Here is a 19,423-nt window from a genome sequence, read left to right as displayed (position 1 = left end):
TGATTACAACGGTAGGCATCTTTGACAGGATATGACAATGACCAGCATTCACGAAGAATTCCGCGAACAGGTTCGGCGACTGGCGGAGGAGGCGATCAAGCCTCACGCTGCCGTGGTGGATGATGAGGCTCGGTTTCCCGTGGCTTCGATCGACGCCTACAAGGCGCTCGAGCTGAACGGGCTGCCGTTTCCGGAAGCGCTTGGCGGTGGAGGTGGCGACTTGCTCTCGCAAGTCATTGCAATCGAAGAGATCGCACGCGTTTGCGCGTCGTCTGCCCTGGTGCTCTTTATTCCGTGGGCGGCGCTGACCCCGCTGGTCTGGTTTGGCAGCGACGCCTTGAAGCGGAAAATCGTGCCTTCTGTCGCCGCGGGTCAGTGTGGAGCGAGTTTTTGCCTGACCGAGCCGGGTGGCGGCTCGGACCTGCCGGGATTGAAGACACGTGCCGAGCGTGTTAGTAACGGATGGCTGCTCAACGGTCAGAAGCGCTTCATTTCGAATGTCGGGTGGTCCGACTGGTATGCAGTTCTCGCGCGCATATCCGAAAAGCAATTCGGCGTTTTCATGGTGCATCGTGACGACCCCGGATTCTCGATCGGCAGGCACGAGCGAAAGATGGGCATGCGCGGCAGCCCGACCGCCGACATCCTTCTCGAGGATTGCCTGATTCCGGACGATCGCGTCGTCGGCGACCCCGGCAAGGGATACGAGTACATGATGCAGACGCTCACCTACACGCGCCCGCTGGTGTCGGCGCAGGCGCTCGGGTTGGCACAGGGGGCGCTGGACGAGGCGGTGAGTTACACGTCCGAACGAACCCAGTTCAAGAGCAAGGTTTCGCGTTTCCAGATGGTGCGAGGAATGGTTGCCGACATGGCCATTGCGGTGGAGGCCGCACGGTCGATCCTGTACCGCGCGGTGGACATTGCGGGCGCGAATGACGATCGGGCGCGGTGCTTTGCGTCGATGGCGAAGACCTTCTGCACCGATACGGCCATGTCGGTGACAACCGATGCCATCCAGCTTCATGGCGGATACGGTTACATGAAGGATTACCCGGTCGAACGCATGATGCGCGACGCCAAGGTCACACAGATCTGGGAAGGAACAAACCAGATCCAGCGACTGCTGGTCGCCAAATACGTCTACCAGGACTGATCGACGGAAGGCTCGTCACGGGTCTTCCGCCGTAAGCCGTGCCAGGCAACGGACTGCCTGACAAGGATTCAACGCTTCTTCTTCGGCTGTGGCGACGCGCCCTCGTCTTGTACCCCCGGCATCAGCATGCCGCGATAGATTACATTGGTGATGCCGTCGGCGGCTTCGTCGACCGAGAAGTCGCCTTCTCCGCGGAGGTACGCCCAAGTCCGATGTTCGATGCAGCCGAAGATCATGTCGCGCAGCAAACGCACCGACACGTCCGCGCGAAAAACCCCTGTGGAAACCGCTTCCTGCAGGAGGTCGCCAATCCTTGCGGTGAAGCGTCGATTCAACTCGTAGATGCGCATCGTGCGGTAGGTCGGGTCAGAACGCAGTTCCATGAGCACAAAGCGGCTTAGAGACGGTTCCTGCCGAATGATGGACAGGCCTTTCCAGACGAGCTGGCGAAGGCGCTCGCGTATTCCGGCGCCCGGCGGCGGGCTCTCGTCGGCGCCGAGAATCTCCTCGAACCATTCCTCTGCGACGCGAGCGAGCAGCTCGCGCTTGCTGTCGAAGTACTTATAGATCGTTCCCTCGGCAATCCCGCAACGTTCGGCGACTTCGGATGTGACGACGTTTTGATAGCCCTTTTCTGAGAGCAGCTGGCGCGTTACTGCCATGATCTCCGAGATCCGTTCGTCGGGTGCCAGTCGAGAGCGCGTCCTGACGGGGGGGGTAGCCATGTTGAAAGTCCTTGCTGCGGGATGCTGAAAATGTGCGGAGACAGCTCCTGAGCGGTGCCGTCCGCATTGGCGGTTGCCAGGTCGCAATGAAGCCAGTTTGCGTGCTTCAGGCCCTCACTCCTCGTCACCCGACGCCTCGCCGACGTCCATCTGCGCGAGAGACTGTTTTAGGGCAAGGGTGAGGTCCGGATCCATGGATGTGCTTATCTATTCGCATCGATACCATTTTACATCAGTATTTTCCACCGTCGATGCAATGCGGAAAATGCCCTTTAAGGCACGCTGAATTGGGCCCACGGCGTAACGGATTGTTCGGCTCTTCGCGAAGTGGGGGGTTGACCAATACGATACGTAACAATATTATATTCAATAATAGCAAATAAAGCCCGACAGATGAGGCTTTCAGAAAGAAGCGCCGGCGCGGCGTGAATTGCAATACATCTTTATAGGTACCGTCATGACTAATACGCAGAGTATCTGGGTTCCGGCGCTGAATGAGTGCGGTGTCCTGATTGCCGGGGGAACTTCTGGTGTCGGGCTTGCCACTGCGGAGCAGTTTGCCGCTGCTGGTGTCAGAGGGATTGGGCTGGTCGGACGCAACGCTGAACGCGGCGAAAAGGCCCGTTGCGCGGTCACGGAGCGGTACCCGGGGGTGCGCGTCGTATTTATCCAGGCCGATGCGAATCGAGCGGACGAGGCCGTCAGGGCGGTTGCCGAGGCGACCGCGCAGTTGGGAAGCGTCGATGTTCTGGTCAACGCTACGGTGGGCCCGTTCGGCCCGATGCTTTTCCATGAAACTCCGATCGAAGACATTCCTTCAATCGTGACGCAGCAGTTGATGGGGCCGCTGATCATGAGTCGGGCGGTCATGCCGGGGATGCGCGAGAAAAGGGGCGGGGTCATCATCAGCATCTCGTCCGATGCCGGCAAGGTGGCAACGCCCGGCGAGTCCGTCATTGGCGCCGCAATGGCCGGAATCAACATGTTCTCCAAGGGGCTCGCGATGGAGGCGAAGCGAACGGGGATTCGCGTGAACGCTATCACGCCATCCCTGATCGAAGGCACGCTCACCTACGATCGCATCCGTGCCGACCCCTTCAGCTGGAAAATTTTCGAGCGCGCCGCAGCGCAGGCGCATCTCGGCGTTGTGCAGCCGGATGATCTCGCAAGTCTGATCGTGTTCCTGGCAAGTCCGCAGGGGGCGCGCATCACCGGTCAGGTTATCAGCGTCAACGGCGGGATCTCGGCGGCCTGAGCGTCAATGTCCGCCACGCCCGTCACCGATTCCGGTCGAGCCCACGAGGTTCGCGTGCTCGGGACGGGCGGGGCCTGCAATACGAGCTTCCTTGTTGAGGAGAATGATTCGTGTTTGGTCACCTGCTAGTTCCCATCGATGGGTCAGAACTGTCACAGCAAACGGTCGAAAAGGCCGTCGTGTTCGCGCGGGAGATCAAGGCGCACATCACCTTTTTCTTCGTGCGGGCTGATGTGGAGGCTTCAGTCTACGGTGATGCAGCTTTGCTGCGCTCCACCGATCCGGAAATATTTGAGAAGGCGGCTGATGAAGAGGCGCGCAGCATTCTGATGCAAGCGCAGGTCGTGGCGAATAGTTCTGGCATCAACAGCGAAGTGTTGTCTGCCATCTCGGATCATCCATACGAGGCAATCATCGCAGCCGCCGAAAACCGCAGGTGTGATCTGATCGTCATGGCCTCGCATGGACGTCGCGGCATCAAGGGCGTCGTGCTCGGTTCGCAGACACAGAAGGTCCTGACGCATTCGAAATTTCCCGTGCTCGTGTATCGCTAGCGTCCCCGATGACTTGCTTTGTCACTGCCGTCGCGAAACACACTTGAGGCGAATTCCGATGACGCCGCTGAGGTAATCATACATACGAGAAATTTCACGCGCCTATGCCGATGTGAGTATCGTGAAAATCGCTGATGGTTCGATCTAGATCAAAAAAGTGATCATCGGCCGGAGTCTTTTTGACGAGTTCCGGCCGAACAACCTGTAAGGAGTCGCGCGATGAGTGACAGATTTTTCGCAATCCGACTGATCCTGCGATTTGGAACTGCTGGCGCTGCGGTGCTGGCCGCTTTGGTTTCCGTCGCTATGGGCATCTTGCTGTGGTCGATGATCGGATGGCCCGCCCTGCTGACGGCTCCACTCGTCGGCGGCTTGGTCTTCCTGCTGTGCAAGAGCTACGTGGAACTGGTGTCGATCGTATTCTCGATGGTCCACTAGCTGGCTGCCGGCGGGGGCGTTCCCGATCTTTATCGTTGTTCCGATTCTATGCGCGACTTACCGGCGCCTCCCGCTGACGAACCTCTTGTACCTGTGCATCTGCCTGCACGCGCTGGTCGATGGTCGGCGGGCATTACACCTATGCGCGGGTCCCGATCGGCTTCGAGGTCGCGCAGGTCGCGTTCAATGCCTTTCCTTGACGGCAGCACGCTCAGTCCGGCACTCGCCCCCAATCATTTTCCGGTCGGCGCGACCACAGAGGCCTTCCAGCGGGCGAGGAATTCGCGGCGCTTGGCCGCTTCGAGATTGGTCAGCAGGCCGGGACCGATGACGACCGGCTTCACTGCGTCGCCCAGCAGCTTGACCAGTTCGCTCGGGGTCATCGGGTCGTCGACATCGGCGCGCAGCGAACCGAGGTCCGACTTGGCGAGCATTTCCTGCCCGCGTTTGGACAACAGGTAGTCCACCCACAATTTGGCCGCGTTCGGATGAGCTGCCTTGTTGCTGATGAACATCACGCGGCTCGTCACCAACGTGTGATCCCTGGGGAGAACCACACCCAGTTGCGGCAGGTCCTTCTTGATGCGCCCAGTCGCATAGGAGAGCAGCAGGTTGTAGCCGATGAGGCTTTCAGCTTTGCTGAGACGCTCGAATTGTGCGCCGCTTCCGCTTCCCGGATACAGGCCCGTGGCGCCCAAGGCCTGGGCGACGTTCCAGAAGGCGTCGGGCGAGGCATCGCGGTCCTGCGTCATCATGAAATAACCGAGTCCGGACTTCTCTGGATCGAAGGCTGTGAGTTTGTCCTTGAACCGGTCTTTTTGCGATGTCAGCAGACCGGCCAGTTCGGCGCGGGACTGGGGCAGCTCCGAAGCATTCATGAGCGTTTTGTTGTACACGAAGCCGATTGGCTCGAAGGTCGTGCCGTAAGCTTCATTGCGCCACACCGCCCAGCTCGGAAGCTTGGCGGCCTCCGGCGACGCGTAGGCGGCAGCGTAGCCGTCGGCCACGAGCTTTACCTGCAGGTCCATCGCCGAGGACCATACGACGTCGGCCGTCGAACCGGTTGCCGACTCGGCGATGACACGTTCGTAGAGCGGGCCGGTATCCATCACGACGTAGTCGAGCGTGATCTCGGGATAGAGTGAGCGGAAGTCCTGCAAGATCATCGGCACCGAACTGGTGACGCTATAGACGACAAGCTTTCCTTCGTTCTTTGCGGCTGCTACGACTTTGGCATAGCTTGCGGGGTAGCCGGATTGAAGCTGCGCGCAGCCGACGGATGAGGCGGCCGCAGTGACAAGCAATGCTATTCTCAGGATCGTCTTCATATTTGCCCTTTCGACGCATGGCGATGGATGGGATCGGTGCACGCCGCCGCGGCTGGCGATCGCGGACCGTATGCCGGAGTGTCGTGTCGGCGGATGAAGCCAAGCTGAAGGCAGCCTGAAAACCGCATTCAGGCAAGCCGCCGATCGGTGGTGGCAGGACGTCGCGACCCGAGCCGATCCACCTCGGCTGCCCGTCACTTCGGCGACAGGACCTGAACGAGATTTCAGTCTTGTTTCAGCAACGAATCAGAATCCGTCCGTATAAATCACACAGCCGCACCCTACGGCTCGAAGACCAAAACAACTCCAATTGGAGGAGACAGGATGAGACGCATCACAATGGTGTCGCTTATCGCGGCAACCCTTCCGACAGCACTTCACGCCCAAACGGGCGCAGCAGCCGCCCCTGTCGCACAGGCTGCGGATGCGCCGGCGGCGCAGCAGGCTGGCGCGGCACCGAAGTACGCGCAACACCTCGTGGAGGCGATGAGCGCGCTGCACCCCGAGCTGATCGAAATCGACGTCCACGCGACGCCTCCGGGCGCAACCCGGAGCATGATCGTCGCGGCGAGGAGCGCGGCGCGTGTCGGCCGCCCCTCGGACGCCGACGATATCGGAGTGTTTAAAACCGGCGAGCCGCGCGTCGCGATCAACCGGCGCGGCAACCAGAACGTCGAGGTCGAGCTGCCCCTGTTCGACGTCTATAAGCAGGCCATCGGAGTGGTCAAATTCGCATTTCCCTATCCTCCGGGTACGGACGAGGCGGCGCTCGTCAAGAAGGCTGGGCAGTACCGCGACGAAATGAGCCGGCGCATCCTTGACGTCACAAGTCTGTTCGACCCGGCCCAGCTCGACCCGCGCGTTCCGACGCGCAGCTATGCACAGTACCTGATCGATGATGCGCTCGCGAAACATCCAGAAGTCGAGGTGCTCGCGCTGCATGCACGCACGCCGAAGTCCGGTGCGGATTATCCGATCATCGCCTCCAACATCGGCCGCTTCGGCAAGCCGGCCGATGCGGCCGATCGCGCCGTCATCACCAGTGGCAAGCCGCATGCTGGCGCGGATGTTCGCGGCGCGCGTTTCGAGGCAAAAGTGCCGCTGCAGGACGCGTCAGGGGCGACGCTGGGCGCGCTCGCGGTCATCTTTACGTACTCCGCTCCGCGCGATGACAAGAATCTGCAGCAGCAAGCCGAAAAGATCGCCGCGGAGCTGCGCAGCCGGATTGCGAGTGCCGCAAATCTCGATGACCCCTATCCCGCCACGCAACCGACCGCATCGACCAATCCGATCGAGGAATACAACAAGCAGGAACTCGGCAACAAGCAAGAGCTGCCGATGACCAAGGAGGTCGCCTCCGGCGCGGCGCTGGGTCAGTCGCAGGAAGGTTATTCCGAAGCCATCAAGAACCAGGCCGGCGTGCAGGCGACGAACTCGGCGGGCAGTTCCAACGATGCGTTCGCGATCCGCGGCATCAAGCTCAACCTGTTCTCGAACTATCGCCTCGACGGCGGCCTGCCTATCGCCGGCGTCATCACCAATCCGACCGAGAACAAGGACCGCGTCGAGACGCTGAAGGGCGCCAACGCGCTGATGTTCGGTGTGGCGAGTCCCGCGGGCATCATCAACCTCGTCACCGAGCGCGCCGGGCCGCGCGATATCACCACTGTGGGGATAGCGGGCAACGATTTCGGCCAATACGGGGTGAATGTGGACGTCGGCCGGCGCGTCGGTGCGGAGAAGCAGCTGGGTCTGCGCGTCAACGCGTCGGGGACGCACCTCGAGAACGGCGTGGACAACATGAGCGGCGAAGGCTATTTCGCCAGTCTGGGTGCCGATCTGCGCGCCTCGTCGCGGCTGACCCTGCAGGGCGACGTCGAGTACTACGAACGCCGGGTCCCGGAGCAGGCCGGTATCTCGTTGCTGAAAGCCGTCAACGGCGAGATTCCGATCACGCGCGTTCCGGACCCGCGCAACGCGTTGGTCGGCAGGTGGAACCTCTACACACCGAAAACCACCAATGCGCAGGCGCGCGCCGACTACGAGTTGAACGACGACTGGAAGGTGCTGATGCAGGTCGGGAACTCGGCGTCGCACCGCCACCGCAACACCGTCCGGATCAGCGATTATGACCTCGAGACCGGTGCAAACGGCGTCGTGACGGTGCAGCCGATCACCAACGATTACATCAACACCTTCGGCCGGACGGAGCTCCTCGGGCACTTCCAGACCTGGTCGCTCAGCCACGATCTGACCGTCGGCCTGTCGCGCAGCTCGCGCCACTCGGTGTCCTACGACCTGCAAACCATCAAGTTGGCGCAGCGGCAGAGCATCTTCGACCCGATCGAGCTCGACGAGCCGCAGATCACCAAGCGGGGCACGCGCAAGCCGACTCAGATCAGTACCGACACCGGGCTCTACGCCTACGACACGATCGGCATCACGCGCCAGTTGAAGGCCTTGGTCGGCCTGCGTCGCGTCCGGGATGACGAGAGCAGTGGTGCGATCTCCAGTACGAGCTACGTGAGCTCGCCTGCTGCGGGCATCCTGTTCGACGTGCTGCCGACGACGACGCTGTTCGCGAGCTATATGGAAGGGTTGGAAGCGGGCGGCACCGCGCCGGCGAACGCGGCGAACCAGAATGAAATCCTCGCGCCGGCGATTTCCAAGCAGAAGGAAATCGGCATCCGCAGCTCCTATGTGAAGGGCCTGTCGCTCAGCGCCTCATGGTTCGACATCACGCGCGCCAACGCGGTCACCGACCCGGTGACCAAGGTCTTCGGCTACAACGGCGACCTGAAGTACAAGGGCGTCGAGGCGACGGTGGCTTACGACATCACCCGCGACTGGAAGATCAACGCTGCGGTGTTATGGCTGAACGCGAAACAGATCTCGCCGGATCAGCCGCTGATCGACAACAAGGTGCCGGAGAACACGCCCAAGTGGAATGCCAACGTGGGGGTCAGCTATCGCGTGGCCGCAGTTCCAGGACTGACCCTGAAGGCCGGGGCAAAGTGGATCTCGAAGCGGCCGGTGAATCCCGAGAACCAGGGCTACATCCCCGATTACACGCTGTATGACGTCGGCGTCAATTACGCTACGAAGATCGGCGGCTACCGTACATCGTTCGGCCTCAACATCGACAACCTGACGAACGAGCGCTACTGGAACTCGGTGCAGACCGGAACCTATGGCATAGGCATGGATCGCAGCATCAAGTTCAACGCGAAAATCGATTTCTGAGAGCGGAGACACTCGGCGCGGTAGTGACCTGCAGCGCAAGAAGGTGTTGCTGGTCATCCTCGGGCTCGTTGTTCAACGGCCTCGGTCGCCGCCTGCGGAGCGTTCTTCACGACCGGGAGTTCAATGACGACCCGAAGTCCGCGTCCGAGCGGTCCGCGTTCTGCATGGATGCGGCCGCGATGCAACTCGACGATGGTACGGCAGATGGCGAGCCCGAGCCCGCTGCCGCGGTCGTCGGCATCGACTGCGAAGCGGACGAAGCGGTCGAACATCCTGTCACGTTGCTCACTGTCAAGGCCCGGACCTTCATCGGTGACGCTGATGCGCCACAGGTCGGAGCGCAGCACCGAGTCGAGCGTCACGGTGCTCCCCGGCGGCGAGATCTTGAGCGCGTTCGACAGGAGGTTCAGCAGCACCTGGCGCAGCCGGTTCGCTTCGATTTCGACAAGGCCCGCGCCCTGGTGCGTGAACGAAAAGTACAGGCCGCGGTCCTCGGCCAGAACCGCCGCATCCTGCGCGAAGTTATTCAGGAAGATCTCCGGGGCCTGGGTTTGGGGTGCAAGTTTGATCGCGTGCGCGTCGGCCCGCGCAAGGAAGAGCAGTTCCTCTATGATCTGATTCACCCGCGCCAGCTCGTCCAATTGCACGAGCACGGATTCGCGCTGCGACTGCAATAGCGTGTCGGACATCAGCAGCTTTTCCGCATGCAGCCGCACCAGTGAAAGCGGTGTTTTCAGTTCGTGCGACGCATCGGCGCTGAAACGGCGGATCTGATCGAAGGACGCAGCGAGCCGGTCGAACATCTTGTTCAAGAGGCGAGCGAGGTCGGCGATCTCGTCCTTGACCTCGGCGACCGGAATGCGCTCGTCGAAATTATTCGAGCCGATGCGTAGCGCCGTTCTGCGGATCGCGCGTACCGGCTCCAGCATCAGTCTGCTCAAGCCCAGGCCGATGAAGGTGCTCACGACCAGCATCGCGCACAGCAGCGCGGCGCAGACATTGACGTACAAGGACATCGTCTCGCGGGCTTGCTGCAGGGACGTTGCGATCATCACCTCGTAGGGTTTGATGATGAACTCACCGACGCGCAATTCGCCGATATCCGGAATGTCGACATTGAACGTCCTCTTGCCCTTGACGTCCGGAATGTGCCGATCGGCGAGGTTCCGTGAACGAAATACGGTTCCCACCTCGGGCGAATGGACGTCGATATAGAAGAGTACCTTCGCGTACTCGGTCGTATCGCGGATGCGCTCGTCGATCGAATAGGAATCGAGATGCTCCGGCTCGGCGCCGAGGCGCGACCGAATCTGCTGGAACTCGGCGGCGTTCAGCAGATCGAGGCCCCGAATCAGGCTGCCTTGCAGCAGGAAGTAGCCGCCGACGAAAAGGAGCAGCAGCGTCGCCGTCGCAGTCAGGGCGTACCAGACGGTCAGTCGTGCGCCGATCGATTTCACAGCAGCTGGTACCCGACGCCGCGAACCGTCTTGAAGAGCTGCTTGCCCGAGGCTCCTTCGAGTTTCGCGCGCAGGCGGCTCATATAGACGTCGAGAAGGTTGGTATCGATCTCGTAGTTCGATGACCAGATCTTTTCGGAGATCAGCGTGCGCGTGAGGATGCGCCCTGGGTTCTGCATGAAGTACTCGAGCAGCGCGTACTCGCGACTGGTGAGGTCGAGGCCCTTGCCGTCGACCTGGACAGTATGTCCCATCAGGTCGATCCGCACGCCCCTGTGTTCGAGCACCGCCTGCTTGACCGCCGAGTGGCGCCTAACGAGCGAGCGGATGCGGGCGAGCAGCTCCTCGAAGCTGAACGGCTTGGGCAGGTAGTCGTCTGCGCCGACGTCCAGTCCCTTGATACGGTCCTCGACGGCGTTGCGGGCACTCAGGATCAGCACTGGCTCATTGAAGCCGTTCTTGCGCCACTGATGCAGGAGATCGATGCCGTCGCCGTCGGGCAGCGTCAGGTCGAGCAGGATGACGTCATAAGGCGACTCGGCCAGCGCGTCGCGCGCTTCTGCGCAGCTGCGCAGCCACGTGACGGTGTAGGCCTGCTCCTTGAGGCCGCGTTCGAGGAAGTGACCAAGCCGCTGCTGGTCTTCAACGATCAGGATCTTCATAAAGATTATGTTAGTCCAGCCTCGCGATTTGGTGGCTGAACGGAAATTCAGTCTCGGGTCAGAACCGCTTCAGCATCGCGGCCTAGAGTCCTGAGACCGACGAACCGTGTACGGCAAGAGCCTCCTCGACTCTTCGGTGAGGAGAGGGATCGCGGACTCGGGAGGGCAATTCTTCCTAGCGGTCGAAGCCGAAGTCCGCAAGACGTGGACGCTGGACGACACGCAGACATTCGTGAACCTGAGCCTACACTGGAAGCTCAGCGAGGACATCTCGCTGCTCGCCGCCGGTGGAAGGAATTTCGGCCCTCACAAAAACGACCAACAGTAGGCCGTCTTCTATCTCGCGCTACAGCTGCTGCTTTGATCGCGCAGCGGGGCCAGCGCTTGGTCCGCGGTGGACGGAAAGGAACCGTTCGAGGAGGAAGGCGATGAGCTACTTTCCTGTTGTCGGGCGAATTGCGTTGGGCGTCGTCGCGGCACTATCGGCCGGAGGTGCCGTGGCGCAGTCGGCGGCGAAGCCGCCCATGGTCGAATGGCTGATTCCCGCGCCCGAGACCCACGTGCCGCAGACACCCGAACAGGTCGAGGCCGGGCGCAAATTCGGCCGCGAGCTCCCGCCCCCCGAAGTGCTGCAGCCCATACTCGACCCGGCCTTGCCGGCTTATGAGCCGCGCCGCGATATCGCGATCACGGGAACGTTCCGCGGCGCTTCGTCCGACGTCCTCGTGGTGCTGGTCGAGAAGTGGTTCGAGAAATTCAAGACCTACCACCCGGGCGTCACCCTCAGCATCGCGCCACCATACGCGGGCAGCCTCGGTGCCGTCGAGCTCATCAAGGGAGACCTCGACTTCGTGTTCGTCTCGCGCGAGCTGCGCCCGGCCGATATCGGCGACTTCAAGGCGAAGTTCGGCTATGAGCCGACGAGCATCCCGGTGTCAGGCGGCTCCTACCGACACTTCGGCGCACTCGACGCGGTGGGCTTCTTCGTCAACAAGGACAATCCACTCGAAGAAATCAGCTTCGCTCAGATCGACGCGATGTACTCGACGACGCGTCACCGCGGCGGCCAGGCGATCACCCGATGGGGCGAGCTTGGGCTCGGCGGCGAGTGGGCCGACAAGCCGATACGGCGCTACGGCATCAAGCCGTGGAACGGCTTCGAGGAGTTCGTTCGCCAGCGTGTCCTGTCTAAGGATGGCCGGCGTGGGGAATGGCGCGACGACATCACGATGGAGAAACTCGTCTTCCCGATGGCGAAGCATGTCGCGGACGACCGTTACGGCATCGGCTATTCCGGGCTCGCCTACATCGACGCGGCGGTGAAGATGATTCCGGTGGTCGCCAATGCCGGTGATCCGCCGCAGGCGCCGACCTACGAAAACGTTGCGCTCGCCACCTATCCGCTGAGCCGCCTCATCTTCCTCAACGTGAACAAGGCGCCGGGCAAACCTTTGCCACATGCGCTCGAGGAATTCCTGCGCTTCATCCTGAGCCGCGAAGGCCAGCAGGTGGTGCTCGATCATGCCCGCTACATCCCCTTGCGGATGAATCAGGCGCAGAACGCGCGCGCCTTGTTTGCCAACTGATTCCTGCCTGGCACTGATCCGCCGGGAATTCGGCAAAGCGCCGTCGCCTGCCTCGCCAGCACCTGGCTGAACGCACATTCAGCCTGACTACAGGCTGACTACAGGTGGCGTTCCTACATTGGACGCTCATCCTTCCTCCTGCAGACAACATGAACACTTCCCGCATCGCCATCGCCGTACTCGCCCTGGGCCTCGCCGGCCCCGCCTGCGTCCATGCCGACATGCCGGCCGCCGCGCCGCAGGCCGGCACGCAGCCGCCGTCCGACAGTTCGCCGACCATGGCCCGCATCAAGGAGCGCGGCAAGATTCTCGTGGGCAACAAATTCGGCTTCCAGACCTTCAATTACAAGAATGCCACCGGCCGTAACGAGGGCTACATGGCGGATCTTGCGCGCGCGCTGGCAAAGAGAATCCTGGGCGACGAAAGCAAGGTGGAGTTCCGTCAAACGACCGACGAGACGCGATTCGAGATGCTCGCGCGCAACGAAATCGATGTAATTCTCGACATCACGCCTTCTAGCGCCGAGAAGCTGATGCACGTCGACTTCACGGAGGAGGAGATCTTCCGCTCGGGCTCGGGACTGCTGGTGAAGAAGGGGAGCCCGATCAAGGGCCTCAAGGATCTGCGCAAGGGAACGCGAGTGCTCTATGTCATGGAGAACAAGGACATCGACAAGCTCAAAGCCCTGGCGCCCGAGGCGACCTATATCCCCTTCGACGACAGCAAGCAGGCTTTCGCCGCGTTGAAAGCCGCCAAGGGCGAGGTCTTCACGCAGGTCGTCACTCACCTGTATCGCGCCGCGAGCCAGGATCCGAACTACACCGTGGTGAATCGGTTCACCGACAAGCCCTACTACATCGCCGTCAGGAAAGGGGATTCCGAGATGCGCGAGTACCTGGACGATTTCCTGCGCTCGATGAAGGCGAGTGGCGAATATAACCGGTTGTTCCAGAAGTGGTTCGGGCCCCTCGGCGGGGATGCTGCCTGATAACGACTGACCTGCGACCGGCAAGGAAATTTACCCATGAATGAAAGTCGCGATCCGTTGCGCTACGACGGTGTCACCATCCTGCTGCACTGGGTCATCGCCGGCCTGGTTATCCTGCTGTGGATAGTGGGCCAGGTGATCGACGAATTTCCCCGCGGCGATCCCCGCATCGCCGTGCGATCACTGCACATCCTGTTTGGACTCGCACTCACATTGCTTTTCCCGTTCCGCGTCTACTGGCGGGTGCGCAAGGGAGCGAGGCTTCCGACCGCAGGCCATGGATGGCTCGACCGGCTGGCCAAGGGGGGCCACCATCTACTCTACCTGCTCCTCGGGGTCCTGCTCGCCCTTGGCTGCGCCAACGCATGGGTCCGCGGAGACACAATTTTCGGTCTGTTGACCATTCCCCAATTCGCGCCCGGGGATAAGGAGCTCAAATCCTTGGTTGAAGGCCTGCACGGCAGCTTCGCGAACATCATCATCATCTTGGCGGCCGTGCACGCGCTGGCAGCGCTGGGGCATCACTACATCCTCCACGACAATGTCCTGCGTCGCATGCTGAGGAATTGAATCACGGGGCTCGCCGATGGCCGAGCGCGAGGCGCGCCAGGGGCTCGAAGGCCAGGTCCCGAGTGCGCCTTGTTCATCGTCGCCGCCTTTCTGTCGGGTCTTGCCGTAGCAGTAAGCGCCAGCACAGCCGGGATTGGTGACGACGTTCGTTGCGCTATTGCACGGGGCGTCCTGATCCATCCGTCAATTCTTGCGGCATTGGCAGGTGGCGGTTAAGCCGCGACCTGACCACGCGATCCGGCTGCTCCGAATCCCTCATCGCTTTCGACCTGAACGACTATTCAGTTCGATTTCAGTATCACTTCAGCGCTCGCGCCTAGGCTTTCTCCCCACCGTACCGACCTCTTTTTGTCCTTGGGGGACCCGTTGTGAAACTACCGTTCTTCTTTGCAGCCCTGCTGCCCACATTTACTGCCAACGCACTCGCGCAGACTGCTGCCCCTAAGTCAGCGGCCGAGCCACCGCGCATCGTGCTGCTGGTCGACGAGATCAAGGCAATTCGCAATTTTCCCGTGGTCGTTGCCGAGCGCCTGGGTTACCTCAGTAGCGACAGCACCGTGGTCACCGTAATGAACATCCGCAACGAGGTGCCGACTGCCGACATGTTGGCCGACGGCCGCGTCGACGCCGTCATGGCCTACTACCATCACAACATCGTCAACCGCTCCCAAGGCAAGAATTTCGAGGCGATCGTCACGTTGGGCGTGACTCCGGGCGCAAAGGTGCTGGTGGCCAACCAGGCTAAGGAGCGTATCAAGAGCGCGGCCGATCTCAAAGGCAGCCGGATCATCGCTGGCGGTGACGGCTCGTCGAAGACTGCGGTCGCGAACGCGTTGGTCCTGGCCGGCGGCCACAAGATCAACGACTACACCCGTATCCGAAACGAGGCCAAGGATAGGATCGCGGCGGCGCTGCGCAATGGCGAAGCGGATCTCGTCGTCGCGCCGACGCCCGACGGCGACTATTACGAAGGTCTCGGCGTGGCGAGCCCATTCGCCGATCTGACTACCGTCGATGGCACCCGCAAGCTATTCGGGACGCTATTCCCGAGTTCGACCATCTACATGGCGAGCGAGCGCGTGAAGGCCCATCCGGAGATCGGGCAACACCTCGCGACCGCCTTTGTCCGCACACTGCAGTGGATCAACACGCATACCCCGGAGGAGATTGCAGCGCTCATTCCGGAGGACATCAGCGGCAAGGATCGTGCTGCCTACCTCAAGGTACTGAAGGCGGAGATCCCGATGTTCAAGACGGACGGGCGCATGCCGAAGGACGCCGCCGAAAGCGAGTGGCGCGTGCTGTCCGAGTTCAATCCCGCGTACAAGGCAGTGCGCGCTGCCGACACCTACACCAATCGTTTCGTCGATGCTGCTTTGGAGAGCGCCCATGCCGCTGAGTAAAGAAACCGTCGCAACCGATTTCGCCGCGATGTCAGGCGGAGCGGAGGCCACAGTAGGGAGCACGCTGCGAGGGAAGGCGAGCAGAAGGGTCCGTAGTGCACTGCATAGCTTCATGCTGCTGGGGCACCGCTGGACCGGGCTCACCTTCGGGCTGGTGCTGGTCTTTGTGGCGATCACTGGCATGCTGATCGCGTACCGACCGTATCTCGAGCCTATCGTCAATCGCGACCTGCTGACCGTACCCGCATGCAGCGAGCGCGTATCGATGGACACGGTCGCCGCGAACGCGCGTGCGGCACATCCCGCCGGCAAGATGGATTACATCCGCATCATGCCGGCTGCACCAGGCGCCGCACGTATTTCGGCCCTGCAGGTGCGAATCGCCGAACCCGAAGAATTCCAGCACGACGTGTACGTCAATCCCTGCACGGGCGGCGTGCTCGGCCAGCGTGATCGCTATGGCGGATGGCTCGCCACCATCGAGCAGTTGCATCGATTCCGCTTCATGGAAGAAGGCGGAAGCCTGATCACCGGCACGACGGCGCTGCTGTTCGCGATCGTGCTCGTCAGTGGCGGCCTCTACCTCTGGTGGCCGCGCCGGCTGCGGGCGCTGCCGACTGCCGCCACGTTCAACCCGCGCCTCACTGGCCGCGAGCGCACGCTCGATCGGCACAAGATTGTCGGCCTTTACGTCAGCCTGATCGTGGTGTCCAGCGCGCTCACCGGCTTGCCGCTCGCCTTCGAGTGGTATCGTGACGGCGTCTACGCGATTACCGGATCGAAGCCGGAGAAGCCGCCGCGCGTCACTCCGGCCGAGGGTGCGAAACCGCTGTCGATGGAGACCTACTGGCAGCGTGTGCAGGCGCTGGTTCCAGACGCGGGTGAGACCCTGATCCATTTCCCGTCGCCCAAGAAGCCCAAGGAGGCGCTCGATATCTTCACCGTCGAGCGGCGCGCTCCGCACGCCTTCGCGCGGACCATGGTGTATCTCGACCCCTACACCGCCGATGTGGCCAAACTCATCCCGTACGAGAAGGCTAACCCGGGCCAAAAGCTGTATTTCTGGATGTTGTCCTGGCACATGGGGCAGGTCGGCGGCCAGGCCGGCGGCCTGATCTTCCCGATGCTGCTGCTGGTCGGCGCGATGGGCGTCCCTTTCCTTGCATACACGGGCGTCGGCAGCTACATCCGCCGCAAGCTCCGCCCCAAGCCGGAAAGCGCCCGACTGTCGGTACAGGTGGTGTGCAAGCGTGTCGAGGCGACGGACATCTGCACCTTCGAGCTGGCCGATCCGCTCGGCAAGCCCCTGCCAGCCTTCAGCGCCGGCTCGCACATCGACGTCTATATCCGCGACGGGATGGTGCGCCATTACTCGCTCTGCAACGATCCGCGCGAAACGCATCGCTACCTCATCGGCGTACTGCGCGTCGCCGAGTCGCGAGGCGGCTCGGCAGCCCTGCATGACGACATCCAGGAAGGCGACATCCTCGAGATCAGCGAACCCAGAAACCACTTCCCACTCGCGCATGGCGCCGAGCGGTCGCTACTGATCGCTGGCGGCATTGGCGTGACGCCCATCCTGTGCATGGCCGAGCGTCTGGCGAATTTCGGTGCCGATTTCGAAATGCACTACTGCACGCGCTCTGCGCAGCGCACGCCATTCCGCGAGCGGATCCGGCAGTCGGCATTCGCCGATCGTGTCCATTTCCATTTCAGCGACGGTCCTGCCGAGCAGCGATTCAACGTCGAGGAGCTGGTCAAACGATCGGCACGGGACACCCATTTGTATGTCTGTGGTCCGAAAGGCTTCATGGACCGCGTGCTGGAAGCGGCGCTGCGTAATGGATGGCCCGAGCAGCGGCTGCACCGCGAGTACTTCGCCTCGCCCGTGCAGCCGTCGGCGGACGACACGGAGTTCGACGTCAGGATCGCGAGCACCGGCAAGGTGGTGCGTGTCGCAAAGGACCAGACCGTCGTCGCGGCGCTCGCGGAGCACGGGATTGTAATTCCGACCTCATGTCAGCAGGGCGTCTGCGGCACCTGCCTAACACGGGTCATCGACGGCGACCCGGATCACCGCGATCTCTATCAGACCGCCGCCGAACACGCATGCGACGACCAGTTCACACCCTGCTGCTCGCGTGCGCGCAGCCCGGTCCTGGTGCTTGATCTTTAGGGCCACTCACTCACGAGCGATTCACCCGCCGCATGACTGCATTTCTCCAAGGAGGAGACATGAGCGTACTGGTAAAGACCACGATCGCCTTCGGAGCATCGCTCGCCCTCGTCAGTAGCGCGGCGATGTCGGCCGACGCGAAGCCGAAGAACTGGACCCCGCCCGCCAACAAGATCTACGGGCAGAAGCTCTCGGACGAGACGATGGCGAGGCATCCCGAGCTGCTGAGCGTCACGCTGCATGGCGTGCCGCCCGGGCACGAGAACGTCTACACGATGTTCGCGGGGAGCTTTCCCGACCGCATCGGCAATGCGGACGATCCGGACGACATCGACGTGATCAAGAAAGGGATCACCATCGTCGATCCACGCTGGCACCGTAACGACGACCCGAAGAAGTTCGTCGTTTTGGCCCCGATGCGCGACAAGTCCGGTGAAAACGTCGGGCTCGTCGTCTACGCCTTCAGGAATCCGCCGGCCGACGCAAGCACCAGCGCGAAGGAGAAGGAATTCTTCGCCAAATCCGTAACGCTGCGCGACGAACTGGCCAAGCAGATTCCGAGCTACAAGGCGCTGTTCGACCGCGCCGACTGAGGTCAGCACCGGCTGCGAGCTGACCACGCAGGGCTTCCTTATCAAATCACACCGGAGGGATGAAACGATGACTTCATTACTGAATCGCAATCAAGGCCAGGCCGGGACGCCTCGTGCAAGAGCGCGGGTCGCCTGCGCCGCGCTGTTCGCTGCACTGCTCGCTTCGTCTATGCCATCGGAGGCTTTCCACCGCCTCGAGTCGGCGACGACGCTGAAGAGCGCAGCCCCGAGCTGGGACTACCTCACGCTCGACCCGAGCCGCGGCTACCTTTTCATTGCGCGCCGCGGCGACGGTGTTGCCGTGTACGACACGAAGTCGAAGAAGCTGCTGCGCACGATCGCGAATACCGATGATGCCAACGGTGTAACGCTGATTCCGGAGTTCGATCGCGGCTATACGGCGAACGGCGACGGCACAACGACCGTATTCAAGCTGTCCACACTCGCGCCGATCGACCGGATCAAGATCGGCGACGATGCTGATAACGGCTTCTACGATCCGGTGACCAAGCAGGTCGCGTTCACGATCGGGGAAAACAGGACGGTCGTGTTTGTCGACGCGAAAACCGGCACCATCGCCGGTAAACTGCCGATCGACAGCAAGAAGCTCGATGGAACGGTGCCCGACGGCGAAGGCAACTTGTTCATGGCCTTACGCGACCGCAACGCGGTGGTGAAAATCGACATCGCCGGCCGCAAAGTGACCGACGAGTGGAAGAGCGCACCTTGCGAGGAGCCCACCGGCATTGCCTACGATGCAGCCAACAAACGCATCTTCGTCGGCTGCCGCGGCAAGAACCCCGTACTCGCGGTGATGGATGCGCAATCGGGCACGATGATCACGACATTGGAAATCGGGCGCGGCAACGACGGAGTCATCTACGATCCGACGACCAGGAAGATTTATACCTCCAATGGTGTGGACGCGAATCTCGTCATCTACGATCAGGTCGATGCCGACACATACAAGCTCGCCGAGGCCACCACGACCCGCCCCTACGCACGCACGCTGGCGCTCGATCCGAAGAGCAAAAAAATCTTCATGGTGACCGCCGAAGGAACGACGGATCCCAGCAAGAAGATGAGCAAGGGCGTTGCCCCGTTCTATCCCAACCTTTATTTTGCGGATACCTTCACCGTGCTCACTTACGCGCCGAAGTAACTGGTCCGTCCGCCGCTGGCGCGCTGTCGGCCGAGGGGTGTAGTATGGTTTGAATAGTTGGCGCTGCAAGGCCGGCAGGCTACCCCCGCCCCTGGATGAGCATGCGAGCGTTTCGCGCGGCAATGC

The 19,423-nt window shown here is 61.8% G+C and carries 17 protein-coding genes and 1 pseudogene; 14 read left to right on the top strand and 4 right to left on the bottom strand.

Annotated elements, in window-relative coordinates; genetic code table 11:
• Window positions 1–37: 37 nt before the first annotated feature.
• Window positions 38–1,156 (top strand): acyl-CoA dehydrogenase family protein, encoded by a 1,119-nt coding sequence (locus AZKH_RS24450; RefSeq protein WP_015451984.1) that lies wholly within the window; start codon window positions 38–40, stop codon window positions 1,154–1,156.
• 68 nt (window positions 1,157–1,224) lie between these two features.
• Here the strand turns inward: AZKH_RS24450 and AZKH_RS24445 are convergent, their stop codons facing one another.
• Window positions 1,225–1,818 carry a TetR/AcrR family transcriptional regulator gene (locus AZKH_RS24445; RefSeq protein ID WP_172642518.1) on the bottom strand — a complete coding sequence of 198 codons (594 nt, stop codon included), beginning with the start codon at window positions 1,816–1,818 and terminating at the stop codon, window positions 1,225–1,227.
• A gap of 520 nt (window positions 1,819–2,338) precedes the next feature.
• Here AZKH_RS24445 and AZKH_RS24440 point away from each other — a divergent pair.
• The 4 genes and pseudogenes from AZKH_RS24440 to AZKH_RS27780 form a co-directional block, all read left to right on the top strand.
• Window positions 2,339–3,136, top strand: a complete 798-nt coding sequence (locus tag AZKH_RS24440; protein WP_015451982.1) for an SDR family NAD(P)-dependent oxidoreductase — start codon at window positions 2,339–2,341, stop codon at window positions 3,134–3,136.
• Window positions 3,137–3,246: 110 nt separating this feature from the next.
• On the top strand, window positions 3,247–3,690 hold the full coding sequence (locus AZKH_RS24435) for a universal stress protein (protein ID WP_015451981.1): 444 nt from the start codon (window positions 3,247–3,249) through the stop codon (window positions 3,688–3,690).
• Window positions 3,691–3,909: 219 nt separating this feature from the next.
• On the top strand, window positions 3,910–4,128 hold the full coding sequence (locus tag AZKH_RS24430) for a hypothetical protein (protein WP_015451980.1): 219 nt from the start codon (window positions 3,910–3,912) through the stop codon (window positions 4,126–4,128).
• A 4-nt stretch (window positions 4,129–4,132) separates the two neighbouring features.
• Window positions 4,133–4,304: pseudogene (locus AZKH_RS27780) on the top strand (DUF2238 domain-containing protein); the annotation flags it as partial.
• Between the two features lie 57 nt (window positions 4,305–4,361).
• On the opposite strand, the gene AZKH_RS24425 reads toward AZKH_RS27780, so the two are convergent.
• Entirely contained in the window at window positions 4,362–5,456 is a 1,095-nt protein-coding gene (locus AZKH_RS24425) for an ABC transporter substrate-binding protein (RefSeq protein WP_015451979.1), read from the bottom strand.
• Window positions 5,457–5,780: 324 nt separating this feature from the next.
• Here AZKH_RS24425 and AZKH_RS24420 point away from each other — a divergent pair, with 324 nt between their 5' ends.
• A complete protein-coding gene (locus AZKH_RS24420; RefSeq protein WP_015451978.1) occupies window positions 5,781–8,699 on the top strand; it encodes a TonB-dependent siderophore receptor in 2,919 nt (972 codons plus the stop codon).
• Window positions 8,700–8,752: 53 nt separating this feature from the next.
• Here the strand turns inward: AZKH_RS24420 and AZKH_RS24415 are convergent, their stop codons facing one another.
• Complete coding sequence (locus tag AZKH_RS24415) at window positions 8,753–10,156, bottom strand: ATP-binding protein (protein WP_015451977.1); 1,404 nt, start codon at window positions 10,154–10,156, stop codon at window positions 8,753–8,755.
• Complete coding sequence (locus tag AZKH_RS24410; protein WP_015451976.1) at window positions 10,153–10,818, bottom strand: response regulator transcription factor; 666 nt, start codon at window positions 10,816–10,818, stop codon at window positions 10,153–10,155. The genes AZKH_RS24415 and AZKH_RS24410 overlap by 4 nt, the downstream gene beginning before the upstream one ends.
• A 106-nt stretch (window positions 10,819–10,924) precedes the next feature.
• Between AZKH_RS24410 and AZKH_RS24405 the strand changes: the two genes are divergently transcribed.
• From AZKH_RS24405 to AZKH_RS24370, 8 genes are all read left to right on the top strand, one after another.
• The gene (locus tag AZKH_RS24405) at window positions 10,925–11,146 is read left to right on the top strand and encodes a hypothetical protein (RefSeq protein ID WP_041657904.1); all 222 of its coding nucleotides are present in this window, start codon (window positions 10,925–10,927) and stop codon (window positions 11,144–11,146) included.
• 100 nt (window positions 11,147–11,246) lie between these two features.
• Entirely contained in the window at window positions 11,247–12,404 is a 1,158-nt protein-coding gene (locus AZKH_RS24400) for a PstS family phosphate ABC transporter substrate-binding protein (RefSeq protein ID WP_015451975.1), read from the top strand.
• A gap of 149 nt (window positions 12,405–12,553) precedes the next feature.
• Window positions 12,554–13,393 (top strand): transporter substrate-binding domain-containing protein, encoded by an 840-nt coding sequence (locus AZKH_RS24395; protein WP_015451974.1) that lies wholly within the window; start codon window positions 12,554–12,556, stop codon window positions 13,391–13,393.
• 36 nt (window positions 13,394–13,429) lie between these two features.
• Entirely contained in the window at window positions 13,430–13,963 is a 534-nt protein-coding gene (locus AZKH_RS24390) for a cytochrome b (protein ID WP_015451973.1), read from the top strand.
• Between the two features lie 368 nt (window positions 13,964–14,331).
• Entirely contained in the window at window positions 14,332–15,366 is a 1,035-nt protein-coding gene (locus AZKH_RS24385) for an ABC transporter substrate-binding protein (RefSeq protein ID WP_015451972.1), read from the top strand.
• The gene (locus tag AZKH_RS27075; RefSeq protein ID WP_231874593.1) at window positions 15,353–17,542 is read left to right on the top strand and encodes a PepSY domain-containing protein; all 2,190 of its coding nucleotides are present in this window, start codon (window positions 15,353–15,355) and stop codon (window positions 17,540–17,542) included. Before AZKH_RS24385 ends, AZKH_RS27075 begins: the two co-directional genes overlap by 14 nt.
• A gap of 59 nt (window positions 17,543–17,601) precedes the next feature.
• Window positions 17,602–18,135: a hypothetical protein gene (locus tag AZKH_RS24375; protein ID WP_015451970.1), complete on the top strand. Its 534-nt coding sequence runs from the start codon at window positions 17,602–17,604 to the stop codon at window positions 18,133–18,135.
• 67 nt (window positions 18,136–18,202) lie between these two features.
• On the top strand, window positions 18,203–19,297 hold the full coding sequence (locus AZKH_RS24370) for a YncE family protein (RefSeq protein ID WP_231874592.1): 1,095 nt from the start codon (window positions 18,203–18,205) through the stop codon (window positions 19,295–19,297).
• Window positions 19,298–19,423 lie beyond the last annotated feature (126 nt).

The organism is Azoarcus sp. KH32C (genome assembly GCF_000349945.1).
Classification (GTDB): domain Bacteria; phylum Pseudomonadota; class Gammaproteobacteria; order Burkholderiales; family Rhodocyclaceae; genus Aromatoleum.
The sequence above is the reverse complement of the archived record's forward strand: the minus strand, read 5'-3'. Positions and strand labels throughout refer to the sequence as shown.

Excerpts from the sequence above, each read along its gene's own strand:
- AZKH_RS24390 (WP_015451973.1), top strand. The coding sequence starts at position 13,430 with ATGAATGAAAGTCGCGATCCGTTGCGCTACGACGGTGTCACCATCCTG.
- AZKH_RS24425 (WP_015451979.1), bottom strand. The coding sequence starts at position 5,456 with ATGAAGACGATCCTGAGAATAGCATTGCTTGTCACTGCGGCCGCCTCA.
- AZKH_RS24375 (WP_015451970.1), top strand. The coding sequence starts at position 17,602 with ATGAGCGTACTGGTAAAGACCACGATCGCCTTCGGAGCATCGCTCGCC.
- AZKH_RS24395 (WP_015451974.1), top strand. The coding sequence starts at position 12,554 with ATGAACACTTCCCGCATCGCCATCGCCGTACTCGCCCTGGGCCTCGCC.
- AZKH_RS24440 (WP_015451982.1), top strand. The coding sequence starts at position 2,339 with ATGACTAATACGCAGAGTATCTGGGTTCCGGCGCTGAATGAGTGCGGT.
- AZKH_RS24445 (WP_172642518.1), bottom strand. The coding sequence starts at position 1,818 with ATGGCAGTAACGCGCCAGCTGCTCTCAGAAAAGGGCTATCAAAACGTC.
- AZKH_RS24400 (WP_015451975.1), top strand. The coding sequence starts at position 11,247 with ATGAGCTACTTTCCTGTTGTCGGGCGAATTGCGTTGGGCGTCGTCGCG.
- AZKH_RS24430 (WP_015451980.1), top strand. The coding sequence starts at position 3,910 with ATGAGTGACAGATTTTTCGCAATCCGACTGATCCTGCGATTTGGAACT.
- AZKH_RS24370 (WP_231874592.1), top strand. The coding sequence starts at position 18,203 with ATGACTTCATTACTGAATCGCAATCAAGGCCAGGCCGGGACGCCTCGT.
- AZKH_RS27075 (WP_231874593.1), top strand. The coding sequence starts at position 15,353 with ATGCCGCTGAGTAAAGAAACCGTCGCAACCGATTTCGCCGCGATGTCA.
- AZKH_RS24420 (WP_015451978.1), top strand. The coding sequence starts at position 5,781 with ATGAGACGCATCACAATGGTGTCGCTTATCGCGGCAACCCTTCCGACA.
- AZKH_RS24410 (WP_015451976.1), bottom strand. The coding sequence starts at position 10,818 with ATGAAGATCCTGATCGTTGAAGACCAGCAGCGGCTTGGTCACTTCCTC.
- AZKH_RS24450 (WP_015451984.1), top strand. The coding sequence starts at position 38 with ATGACCAGCATTCACGAAGAATTCCGCGAACAGGTTCGGCGACTGGCG.